Genomic DNA, 10,594 nt, shown 5'->3' on the forward strand with positions numbered 1-10,594 from the left:
CGGTCACCGTGACAAGGGTGACACGAAGCCTCTATCCCCTGGCATTGGGAAATTTCGCGGTCGGCACCGGCATGTTCGTCACGGCCGGGCTCGTCGAGCCGATCGCTCACGATCTCGACGTCTCGCCCGCCGCCGCCGGGCAGATGATGACGGTTTTCGCCCTCTCGTACGCGGTCCTGTCGCCCGTCCTCGCCGCCGTGACCGCCCGCCTGTCGCGGCGCACGGTGCTCATCCTGGCGATGGTCTTCTTCGTCGCGGCCAACGTGTTGTCGGCCCTGGCCCCCACCTACACGCTCGTGCTGGTCACCCGCGTGCTGGCCGCCGTCGGGGCGGCGATGTTCACCCCGACCGCCTCCGCCGTGGCCAGCGCGCTGAGCCCGCCGGAGCGGCGGGGCCGCGCGCTGGCGCTGGTTATGGGCGGCGTGACCGTCGCGGCCGCGATCGGCGTGCCGCTCGGCACCTGGCTGGGCGCGACCGAGTGGCGTGCCACGCTCTGGGCCGTCGCGGGACTCGGCGTCGTGGGACTCGTGGGCGTGCTGGCCTTCGTGCCCCATCTGCGGCTGGAGGCCTCCAACCGGATCCGCGACCGGTTCGCCCCGCTGGCGGACCGGGCGCTGCTGGCCGTCCTGCTCACCCAGTTGCTGATGTTCGCCGCGGCCTTCTCCGCCTACACCTACCTGGACTCTCTGATCGACGTGCCTCTGCCCGCGGTGTTGTGGGCGTGGGGCTTCGGGGCCGTGCTGGGCAACCACTTCGGCGGCAGGCTGACCGACCTGTACGGCCCGCGCCGCATGATCCTGCTCGGCCTGGCGGGAGCCACGCTGCTGATGGCGCTGGCCCCCGTGGCCAACCTGGCGCTGCCCGTCGCGCTGGTCTGGTCGTTCCTCTGGGGCGGGCTGGGCTGGCTGGTCGGCCCGTCGCAGCTGTATCGCACGGTGACGGCCGTGCCGGGCAATGTCCCCGTCGCGCTCGGCCTGCTGTCGTCGAGTCAGTACGCGGGCCTGTTCGTGGCCGGCATGGCCGGCGGCCTGGCCCTGGAGTGGTACGGCAGGGCGGGTGTGATCGTGCTGTCGAGCGTGATCGGGCTGGTCGCTTTGCTGTTCACCTTGGCGACCTACCGTGAGGCGGTGCCCGTCAGGTAACGCTGCAGGTTGGGCGCGGCATGGGCGACCACGGCGGCGGGGGGCATCGACGACAGCGGTTCGATCCGCAGCACGTATCTCATCAGTCCGATGCCGATGAGCTGCGTGGCCATCATCAGCACCCGCTCCTCGGCGTCGTCGCCCTCCAGCTGATCGGCGATCGGGCGGACGAGCTGGCCGCGCATGAACTCCTTGAGCAGCCCCGCCGCGGCGGGCGAGGAGGTGGCCGCCGAGACCACCGCGTGCATCCTGGGGCCGGACTCGGGGTCCTCCCACAGGCCCAGGTAGCGCGTGGCCAGCCGCTCGCCGAGCCCGTCGACGCCCTCGTCTATGACCTCGCGGAGCCGGGCCACCGGGATGCCGCCCTCGCGGATGGCCGCGTCGAACAGCCCGTCCTTGGTCCCGAAGAAGTGCATCACCAGCGCCGGGTCGACTCCGGCCTCGCGCGCCACCCCTCTGATGGTCGTCTTCGCGTAGCCGTGCTTCGCGAAGGCGGCCATCGCCGATTCCAGGATCGACTCCCTGGTCTGCGGGTTGCCGGGTCGGCGCCCTCGCTCGGCTGAGATCTCGCTCACAAGGTCTATTCAACCATGTTGAATTCATCTACCTTGAATTCAACATTGATGAAGTCATCAGGTGGTGAATTTCGATGGGCAAGGTCATCGGAGCCATCGTGGGCGTCACCCTCATCGGGATGCTCTTCGTAAGCTCGTTCCTCGGCGCCTTCAGCAGCCCCACCCCGCACGACGTGCCGATCGCCGTCGTCGGGCCCGCCCCGGTCGTCCAGCAGCTCTCCACCGCCGTCGACCGGGCCAAGCCCGGGGCGTTCGAGCTGCACGGCTACCCCTCGGCCGGCGAGGCCAGGAAGGCGCTGCTCGACCGCGAGGTCGACGCCGTGCTCGTGCCGGCGGAACACAAGCTCGTCATCGCCGGCGCGGCCGGCCGGGCGGGGGCCAACGTGATCACCGCCGCCTTCCAGGCCGCCGCGGCGGCCCAGGGGCAGCAGCTCGCGGTGGAGGACGCCGCCGCCCTGCCGCCCGCCGACGCGGGAGGCATCTCGGGCATGTTCTACACGATGAGCCTGCTCATCCCCGCGATCATGCTCTCCGTGCTGCTCTTCCAGCTCGCCCCGGCCATGAACTACGCGGGCAGGCTGGCGGCCCTCGCCGGAGGCGCGCTCGTGGCGGGGACCGCCATCGCCTGGCTGGCCCACTCGGTCTTCGAAGTGCTGCCGAACGACCTGTGGAACCTGGCGGCCGTCTCGTCCGCGCTCGTCCTGACGGTCGCGCTGGTCGGGTCGGGCATGGTCAGACTGCTGGGCCCCGGCGGCGTCGGCGTGGTCGCCCTGCTCTTCCTCGTCATCGGCCTACCGGCGAGCGGCGGACCGCTCGGCGCCCGCTACATCCCCGAGTGGTACGCGGCGATCGGCCACTACCTGCCGGTGGGCCCGGGAGCGGAGGCCATCCGCAACACCGTCTTCTTCGACGGCGCCGCCCTCGGCGGGCCGCTGCTCGTGCTCGGAGCCTGGGCGCTGGTCGGACTGGCCCTCCTGGCCCTGCCGGGACGCCGCCGGACCGAAAGCGCCGAGCCTCAGCCGACGGCCGGGATCCAGCCCATCCACACGGCCAGGTAGATGAACAGGCCGAGGCAGATCCGGTAGATCACGAACCCGGTGAACCGGTGGGTGCTGATGTACTTCAGGAACCACGACACCGCCAGATAGCCCACGACGAACGAGATCACCGTGGCCAGGAGGGTGGGCCCCCACTCGGGGGCGCCACCCTCTCCGATGTCGAGCAGCTGGTAGAAGCCCGAGCCGAGCACCGCGGGGATGGCCAGCAGGAACGAATAGCGGGCCGCCTCCTCACGCCGGTAGTCGAGCAGCAGGCCCGCGGTGATCGTGCCGCCCGAGCGCGAGACGCCGGGGATGAGCGCCAGCGACTGGGCCAGACCGTAGATGACCGCGTGGACCGGGCTGAGGTGCTTCTCCAGGGTGAGCTTGTTGCGCGCCGTGTGGTCGGCGAACCACAGGATCAGGCCGAACACGATCAGCGTGGTCGCGATCAGGCGCAGGTCGCGGAAGACGCCCTCGATCTCGTCCTCGAACAGCAGCCCCAGGACGACGATGGGCAGCGTGCCGATGATGACGTACCAGCCCATCCGGGCGGCGGGCGCGGCGCGCAGCTCCTTGTTGAACAGGGAGCGGGTCCAGGTGGTGATGATCTCCCAGATCTGCTTGCGGAAGTAGATCAGCACGGCCGCCTCGGTGCCGAGCTGGATCACCGCGGTGAAGGCGGCGCCCGGGTCCTTCCAGCCGAACAGCGCGGAGACGACGCGGATGTGGGCGCTGGAGGAGATCGGCAGGAACTCCGTCAGACCCTGGAGCAGTCCGAGGACCACCGCTTCCAACCAACCCACGTGCCACGCACCTTTCGCCGTCCGGACAACAGGAGAGGCTAACGGAAAAGAGGTGTCATCCGATCGCGATCTCCAGACGGTAGAGCACTGTGAGGAACGGAGACTCGCCCATGGATGACGGATTCGCGGACCGCATCTTCACCGACACCCACGCCTCCTGGTGGTGCAGGCGGCGGCGCCGACGGGCGGTACCGCGCCACCGATCTGCTTCGGTATGACGTCGCCCTTGAACTGGCGGCCGACCTGGGGGTCAAGCCGGGTTCCTGGAGGGCGGGTGTGTACGGCGATGCCTGATTGCTGGAAGAATGCCCGCCATGTATGGGCGCCCGATGTTGCTGGTCGACGTTGACGGCGTGCTCAATCCCTTCTCCTCGCAGCCGGGTTTCCGCCGCTATGAGTGCACGGTCGGCGGCGAGCACTACACGGTGCATCTCAACCGCGAACACGGCTCCTGGCTGATGGAGCTGGCCGTGGCGACCCGTTCCGAGCTGGTCTGGGCCACCACCTGGGAAGACTCGGCCAACGAGTGGATCGCGCCGCGTCTGGGGCTGCCGCAGTTGCCGGTGGTGCCCTTCGCCCGCGACGTGCCCAGCGAGCTGGGTGAGATGTTCAAGACGCCGCACGTGGCGAAGTACGTGGGCGGCACCCCGTTCGTCTGGTTCGACGACCATGTCTTCCTGGAGGACGAGGAGTATCTGCGCGGCTATCAGGGAGTCAGCGATTTTCTCCTCGTCAACATCGAGCCCAGACGCGGCCTGACCAGGGAACACGTGGAAATGGCGCGCGACTGGCTGTCCCTGTCAGGGTTTTCTCAGGGTCCGTAGTGGAACGTGAACCACCTGGGTGTCCGTTTCCCAGGTGAAAGCAACCCACACGGAGGAGAGCGATGCACCGCTCAAGCAAGCACAAGGTTCTCGGCGGCGTCTGCGGCGGGATCGCCGAGCAGCTCGGCTGGTCGCCCACGCTCGTTCGCGTGCTGTGGCTGATCGCCTCGCTGCTGCCGGTCGTCGGCTGGGTCCTCTACGTCGTGCTCTGGATCGTGCTGCCGCTGCGTTAGCCTCGAAAGATGAGGCAACGCCCCCTCGCACTGATGCAGGACTCCATGGCCGACTACGAGCCGGCCATGGAGCGGATGAAGGACCTGGTCCTCGAACGCCAGCGGGACGAGCGGCCCGACACGCTGTGGCTGCTCAGCCACCCGCCGGTGTTCACCATCGGGCTGCGCACCCCGATGGCGCACCTGCCCGACCCCGCGCGGGGCGTGCCGGTGGTGCGGACCAGCCGGGGCGGGCAGTTGACCTACCACGGCCCCGGCCAGCTCGTCGGCTACCTCATCGTCAAGCTCGATGAGGACGAAGGCATCGTCGACTACGTGCGCGAGGTCGAGCTGCGCCTGGTCGAGGCACTGGGCAAGCTGGGCGTGCCCGCCGAGCGGCGTGACACGCCGCCCGGCTCCGAGCTGCTCACCGGGGTGTGGACCACCACCGGCCGCAAGATCGTTTCGATCGGCATGCGCCAGTCGCGCCGGGTGACGAGTCACGGCTTCGCGCTCAACGTCGACGGCGACATGGAGCCGTGGCAGTGGGCGGTGGCGTGCGGGATGCCCGACGTCGACATGACGTCGGTCAAGCGCGAGCTGGGTGCGGCCTCGATGGACGACGTGCGCGACGCGGTGAGGGCCGCCTTCGAGGTCCGCGCCTGACCCCGAAGGCGGCGTCGGGTCATGGAGCCGGCACCTCGTCGACGTTGCGGCGCGGGCCGGTGAACCACTTGCGGGCCGACAGGGTCCACCACAGCGAGATGCCGAGCAGGACCGCACCGACCGCGAGCGGCGCGTAGTTCACCGATGTCCAGGCGAACGCGGGATTGCCGGGGACTCCGGCGGGTGACAGCGGCATGATGAAGTAGATCGAGATGATCGCGATCTCGATCACCGCGATCCAGTTGAGCACCTTGTACTTCGGGCCGAGCGTCCACGGGCCGGGCACGAACGCGTCGCCCATGCGCAGCCGCAGCCAGATCGGGATGAGGAAGGCCAGGTAGAGGCCGATCACCGCGATCGACACGACGGCGTAGAAGGCCACGGGGGTGCCCGAGCCGGCGGGCGCGTAGAGGGCGGGCAGGGTCAGCAGCCCGGCCGCCGCGCACCCGGCGAGGATGGCGTTGACCGGCGTGCGGTTGCGGTCCACGCGCGACCACAGCCGCCAGCCGGGCACCGCGCCGTCGCGCGAGAAGGCGTAGGTCATGCGCGACATCGACGTCACGCAGCTCATGCCGCAGAAGAACTGGCCGATGGTGGAGATGGCGAAGACCGCGGTGGCGAGGTTGGCGGGCAGCGCGGTGTCGAAGATCGCACCGACGAAGCCGAACTGCTTGTTGATCTCGTCCACGTTGGTCGCGGCGAACAGGAAGGCCAGGAGCAGGATCCAGCCTCCGATCGCGGAGTAGAAGATCGACTGCCACAGGCCGCGCGCCGCCGACTTGGCCGCGCCCTGCGTCTCCTCCGACACGTGCGCGCAGGCGTCGAAGCCGGTGATCGTGTACTGCGTGAGCAGGAAGCCCAGCGGCAGCACGTAGAACCAGAAGGCGCTGTTGTCGAAGCCGGAGTTGTTGATCGTCTCGGTGAAGACGAAGCCGATCGTCTGGTGCTCGCCCGGAGCGAAGATCAGGATTCCCACGATGACCGCCGCGCCGGCGACGTGCCACCAGACCGAGACGTTCTGCAGCAGCGAGATGAGCCGGTGGCTGAAGATGTTGATCAGGGCGTGCAGCACCAGCACGATCACGAACAGCAGGAACGCGTTCGTGAGGGTGTTCTCCCAGGCGCCGCCCGTGAGCCGGTTGAGGGTGATGTTGAGGAATGTCGCGCAGCCGTAGTCGACGCTGGCCGTGACCGCGACCAGGCCGATGAGGTTGAGCCAGCCGGTGAACCACCCGTGGATGGGCTTGCCGAGCTTGGCCGCCCACCAGTAGATGCCGCCCGCGGTCGGGTAGGCGCTCACCAGCTCCGACATGCTGAAGCCGATGATCAGGATGAAGATCGAGATGACGGGCCAGCCCCAGGAGATGGCGACCGGTCCGCCATTGTTCCAGGCCTGTCCGAACGTGGTGAAGCAGCCGGCCAGGATCGAGATGATGGAGAAGGAGATGGCGAAGTTGGAAAAGCCCGACCATGTGCGGGCCAGTTCCTGCTTGTAGCCGAGTTCAGCGAGTCGTTTCGCGTCCTCGTCGACTGTCATGGGGGGTCGCTCCTTACCTTGTCGATCAGCTGACCGAACGATGGGTCATTCAGATCTCGTACGGCCTGCGCGAACTTGTCGGCCGCCTCGGCTGCGTAGTCGAAGTCGGCCTGCCTGGCCATGAGCCCGTGGTGGACCGAGAACCAGAGCGTCCACGTGAGGTTCGACATGATCAGGAAGAGCCGCACCCTGGCCACGTCGATGCCGTACGCCCTGGCCAGCCTCGCCGTCCGGTCAGGGTCGAAGTCCGCTTCCGCGGCGATGTCGCCCAGCTCGAAGGCGGGATCGTTGTTCCCGGAGAGCTGGTAGTCGACGATCCGGACACCCGAGGGCGTCAGGATGAAGTTCTCCGCGAGCAGGTCGTTGTGGCACGGCACGGTCGGCACGCGGGGCATGGCCCGCTCGATCTCCCACGCCAGGGGGAGCACGTCGTCGTATCCGGCAGGCCTGTCGAGCCCGTTGTCGCGGCAGATGCGCAGGAACTCCCGCAGCTTGTCGAAGATCGAGAAGTCGTTGACGAAGCGTGGTCCCGCGTGCAGCTGCTTGCAGGCCTCGGCGATGCCCTCGATGTTCGCCGCGACCCCCGCCGCGTCGAGCGTCACGCCGTCCAGGTATTCCAGCAGCAGCACGTGATGGTCGTTCCATCGCATGACCAGTCCCGCGCCGACCCCGGTGGAGGCGGCCAGCGCGGTGTTGGCGATCTCCTGTTCGAGCGGGATGCCCAGCCCCGCCACGCAGACCGCCGGATCGAGCACCCGCAGCAGCCAGCGGCGTCCGTCGTCGCATTCCACCCGGGAAATGCGGTGGCTCAGGCCGCCTTTGATCGGAACCTCGCGGACGGGTAGCCCCGCCCACTCCTGGACGAGCTCGATCATGCAGGACTCCTTTTGGCCTACATTTAGACCATTCGGCTCTCGTGCGCTAGCCCTGGTCTTTATTACGGACAAGTCCTAATAAGCTGCGGTAAATGATTCGCAAAGCGATACCCGCGGCGGCCGTCATGGCCTTGGCCGCCTGTAGTCCGGCGACTCAACCCCAAGCCCCGACCCCTTCCCCGCCGGCGGTTTCCAGCGCGGCTCCGGCGCCCGAGGGTTTCACGCGCACGGCGCTCGCCGGCCTGCCCGCGGAGCCGTACGAGCTGACCGTCACCTCGGTCGAACGCCAGGGTGAGCACGCGTTGCTCCGGATGGAGGTCATCCCCAAGGTCGACGACGAGAACACCAGCGGGCAGGGCGCTTTCAGCGGAATCACCGACGACGACTTCTCGCGCTTCTACCTGATGGACACGGTCGGCGGAAAGGTCTACCGGCCGCTGCTGGAGAAGAAGGACGGCAAGGCGTACGGCACGCGGCGCGAGGTCTTCCTGTATTCGGACGTCCGATATCCGGTAGAGGTTTACTTTCCGGGCCTGCCCGAGGATCTGAAAGAGATCACCGTGGTCGCCCCCGGAGCCCTGGGGGAGTTCGCCGGGGTGCCGGTCGGCGACTCCGAGCCGGGGCCGCCGCCCGCACCTACCGGGAAGGACGGCGACCCGGTCCCCGGCGACGTCGTGCGCTTCCCCGTCGAGCAGCCGGGCGGCACGCCGTACGTGCAGATCGAGGACCTGCGCGAGCTGGTCGAGTCACCGCAGCGCTCGACGCGGCACGACGGCCAGACCGAGACCATCGCCCTGCGCAGCGACGTGCTGTTCGCCTTCGACAAGGCCACGCTGACCGCCAGGGCCAGGTCGGTGCTCGACGACGTGGCCGAGGAGACGCGCAGGCGCGCCGACCCCGCCAGGCCGCCGGTGGCCATCGTGGGACACACCGACGGCAAGGGCTCGGACGCCTACAACCTGCCGCTCTCGGTCAGGCGCGCCAGGGCCGTCCAGGCCTACCTGGAGGCCAGGCTGGGCTCCGACTACGTCTACCGGGCCAGTGGCCGGGGCGCCGCGGAGCCGGTCGCGCCCAACGATGTGGACGGCAGGGACAACCCCGACGGCCGGGCCCGTAACCGCCGGGTGGAGATCTCCTACTCGATCAAGCAGGAGACGCCCGGCTCGACCGGTGCCACGACGACCACCCCGGGGCGGGGCGGCATCGCCGACTCGGCCTTCCACGAGGACGACGGCGAGGTCGTGACGAGCTTCGAGCACCGGGCCAGGAACACCACGCTCACGGTCGACGTGCATCCCTTCTACCGCGACGGCGCCTACCTGGTGGGCGTCTTCGACGTGACCAACACCGGGAGCCGCGACCACAACTCGGCGTTCACGCCGTTCGGCAGCATCATGCACCGGTGGTCGTCGACCGCCGACTTCGCGCAGTTCACGGTGGTCGACCCGGCGAGCAAGGCGCGCTACTTCGGCCTGCGCATCGGCGAGGAGGCCTACGCCGAGGGGCGGCTGCTGTTCCTGAAGCCGACGATGAGGAACCGGGTGTTCGTGTACTACCCCGCTCCTCCGGACGCCGTCACCAGCGTCACGCTCGACGCCGGCGACGACGGCGTCCATGAGGAGATCCCGATCCGTTAGGCGCTCCTGAAGGTGTCGATGGCGGCCTGGCAGAAGGCCTTGAGGTCGTCGGGCTTGCGGCTGGTGACCAGGGTGCTCTGGCCCGCCGTACAGACCACGACCTCCTGGTCCACCCAGGTCGCGCCCGCGTTGCGCAGGTCGGTCTGGAGGCTGGGCCAGGACGTCAGGGTGCGTCCGCGCACGACGTCGGCCTCGATGAGGGTCCAGGGCGCGTGGCAGATGGCGGCCACGGGCTTGCCGGACTCGAAGAAGTCGCGGACGAAGCGTACGGCGCCCGGGACGGTGCGGAGATGGTCGGGGTTGGCGACCCCGCCGGGCAGGACGAGGCCGTCGAACTCCGCCGAGGAGGTGCTCTCCACGGTGGCGTCGACGGCGAACTGGTCACCTTTGTCCAGGTGATTGAAGCCCTGCACCTGTCCCTGCTCGGTGGAGACCAGCAGGGCGGTGCCACCGGCCTGCTTGACGGCCTTCCACGGCTCGGTCAGTTCGATCTGCTCGACGCCCTCGGGGGCGACGAGGAAGGCAATGGTCATCATGGGGGTCCCCTACCCACGATGTACCCCCAGGGGGTATAGTGGCGCCATGACGATTACTACATACCAGGTTGAGGGCATGACGTGCGGTCACTGCGTGAGCTCGGTGACGGCTGAGGTGGGCAAGGTCGCCGGGGTCAGCGGGGTCAAGGTGGATCTTGCGACGAAGGCGGTCACCGTGACCAGCGCGGAGCCGGTCGACGAGTCGCTGATCGGCGCCGCGGTCGCCGAGGCCGGCTACGAGCTTGCCCCCAAGGTCGAGCTCCTGCAGCAGGCGGGTGGTTCGTGCTGCGGGGGCGGTGGTTGTCACTGACGTCGTGTGGAAAGAGGCCGGGCCAGTGCCCGGCCTTTTTCGTGCGCGAGCCAGGCGGCCAGCCCGCCCGCGGTGTACCAGAACAGGTCGGGGGCGTTGAAGGTGCTGCCGAGGAGCGGCTGGAGCAGGGGAGGAATTCCGGCGAGCTGGGCGAATTCGATCAACCAGCTGGCGCCGATCGCGATCAGCGCGGCCCAGAGGGGTTTCAGCGAGGGCCGCACGAGCAACACCAGCAGATAGATCAACACGGTGTAGAGCGCGTCCCCGAGGTAGGGCCAGCCGGTGAACTTTCTCGTAGCCAGACCTGCGGCAATGGTGATCATGGCGGCGACGGCGAGGCGGAGACGCATACCCCGACCGTATCGTCTGAAAATTTACGTCGCGGAATGCAACAAGAATGAAACAATTCTCCGTCATTCGTTGACGCACGACACCCG

13 protein-coding genes are annotated in these 10,594 nt (G+C 68.5%); 7 read left to right on the forward strand and 6 right to left on the reverse strand.

Going from position 1 to position 10,594, the window contains the following annotated elements:
- The first annotated feature begins 17 nt into the window (after positions 1 to 17).
- A complete protein-coding gene (locus tag ACIBH1_RS27110) occupies positions 18 to 1,142 on the forward strand; it encodes an MFS transporter (protein ID WP_397316725.1) in 1,125 nt (374 codons plus the stop codon).
- On the opposite strand, the gene ACIBH1_RS27115 is transcribed toward ACIBH1_RS27110, so the two are convergent.
- Positions 1,115 to 1,717: a TetR family transcriptional regulator gene (locus tag ACIBH1_RS27115; RefSeq protein ID WP_397316726.1), complete on the reverse strand. Its 603-nt coding sequence runs from the start codon at positions 1,715 to 1,717 to the stop codon at positions 1,115 to 1,117. The two genes, ACIBH1_RS27110 and ACIBH1_RS27115, sit on opposite strands and share 28 nt — an antisense overlap.
- A gap of 74 nt (positions 1,718 to 1,791) precedes the next feature.
- On the opposite strand from ACIBH1_RS27115, the gene ACIBH1_RS27120 reads away from it, so the two are divergent.
- Positions 1,792 to 2,775 (forward strand): hypothetical protein, encoded by a 984-nt coding sequence (locus ACIBH1_RS27120; RefSeq protein ID WP_397316727.1) that lies wholly within the window; start codon positions 1,792 to 1,794, stop codon positions 2,773 to 2,775.
- On the opposite strand, the gene ACIBH1_RS27125 is transcribed toward ACIBH1_RS27120, so the two are convergent.
- On the reverse strand, positions 2,733 to 3,560 hold the full coding sequence (locus ACIBH1_RS27125; protein WP_397316728.1) for an undecaprenyl-diphosphate phosphatase: 828 nt from the start codon (positions 3,558 to 3,560) through the stop codon (positions 2,733 to 2,735). The two genes, ACIBH1_RS27120 and ACIBH1_RS27125, sit on opposite strands and share 43 nt — an antisense overlap.
- A 314-nt stretch (positions 3,561 to 3,874) precedes the next feature.
- On the opposite strand from ACIBH1_RS27125, the gene ACIBH1_RS27130 reads away from it, so the two are divergent.
- From ACIBH1_RS27130 to lipB, 3 genes are all read left to right on the forward strand, one after another.
- Entirely contained in the window at positions 3,875 to 4,384 is a 510-nt protein-coding gene (locus tag ACIBH1_RS27130; RefSeq protein WP_397316729.1) for an HAD domain-containing protein, read from the forward strand.
- A 62-nt stretch (positions 4,385 to 4,446) separates the two neighbouring features.
- On the forward strand, positions 4,447 to 4,617 hold the full coding sequence (locus ACIBH1_RS27135) for a PspC domain-containing protein (protein WP_397316730.1): 171 nt from the start codon (positions 4,447 to 4,449) through the stop codon (positions 4,615 to 4,617).
- 9 nt (positions 4,618 to 4,626) lie between these two features.
- Positions 4,627 to 5,262 carry a lipoyl(octanoyl) transferase LipB gene (lipB, locus tag ACIBH1_RS27140; protein WP_397316731.1) on the forward strand — a complete coding sequence of 212 codons (636 nt, stop codon included), beginning with the start codon at positions 4,627 to 4,629 and terminating at the stop codon, positions 5,260 to 5,262.
- Positions 5,263 to 5,281: 19 nt separating this feature from the next.
- Here lipB and ACIBH1_RS27145 read toward each other — a convergent pair whose 3' ends face one another.
- Together ACIBH1_RS27145 and ACIBH1_RS27150 are read right to left on the reverse strand one after the other, a co-directional pair.
- Complete coding sequence (locus ACIBH1_RS27145; RefSeq protein WP_397316732.1) at positions 5,282 to 6,799, reverse strand: amino acid permease; 1,518 nt, start codon at positions 6,797 to 6,799, stop codon at positions 5,282 to 5,284.
- Positions 6,796 to 7,674, reverse strand: a complete 879-nt coding sequence (locus ACIBH1_RS27150; protein WP_397316733.1) for a phosphotransferase — start codon at positions 7,672 to 7,674, stop codon at positions 6,796 to 6,798. Before ACIBH1_RS27150 ends, ACIBH1_RS27145 begins: the two co-directional genes overlap by 4 nt.
- A 92-nt stretch (positions 7,675 to 7,766) precedes the next feature.
- Here ACIBH1_RS27150 and ACIBH1_RS27155 point away from each other — a divergent pair, with 92 nt between their 5' ends.
- Positions 7,767 to 9,311, forward strand: coding sequence for an OmpA family protein (locus ACIBH1_RS27155; RefSeq protein ID WP_397316734.1), 1,545 nt, complete (start codon positions 7,767 to 7,769; stop codon positions 9,309 to 9,311).
- On the opposite strand, the gene ACIBH1_RS27160 is transcribed toward ACIBH1_RS27155, so the two are convergent.
- On the reverse strand, positions 9,308 to 9,847 hold the full coding sequence (locus tag ACIBH1_RS27160; protein ID WP_397316735.1) for a type 1 glutamine amidotransferase domain-containing protein: 540 nt from the start codon (positions 9,845 to 9,847) through the stop codon (positions 9,308 to 9,310). The genes ACIBH1_RS27155 and ACIBH1_RS27160 overlap by 4 nt on opposite strands.
- A 46-nt stretch (positions 9,848 to 9,893) precedes the next feature.
- Between ACIBH1_RS27160 and ACIBH1_RS27165 the strand changes: the two genes are divergently transcribed.
- The gene (locus ACIBH1_RS27165; RefSeq protein ID WP_397316736.1) at positions 9,894 to 10,157 is read left to right on the forward strand and encodes a heavy-metal-associated domain-containing protein; all 264 of its coding nucleotides are present in this window, start codon (positions 9,894 to 9,896) and stop codon (positions 10,155 to 10,157) included.
- On the opposite strand, the gene ACIBH1_RS27170 is transcribed toward ACIBH1_RS27165, so the two are convergent.
- Positions 10,151 to 10,507 (reverse strand): DUF2809 domain-containing protein, encoded by a 357-nt coding sequence (locus tag ACIBH1_RS27170; RefSeq protein ID WP_397316737.1) that lies wholly within the window; start codon positions 10,505 to 10,507, stop codon positions 10,151 to 10,153. The two genes, ACIBH1_RS27165 and ACIBH1_RS27170, sit on opposite strands and share 7 nt — an antisense overlap.
- Positions 10,508 to 10,594 lie beyond the last annotated feature (87 nt).

The sequence above is a fragment of the Nonomuraea sp. NPDC050663 genome (genome assembly GCF_044456985.1).
Lineage (GTDB): Bacteria > Actinomycetota > Actinomycetes > Streptosporangiales > Streptosporangiaceae > Nonomuraea.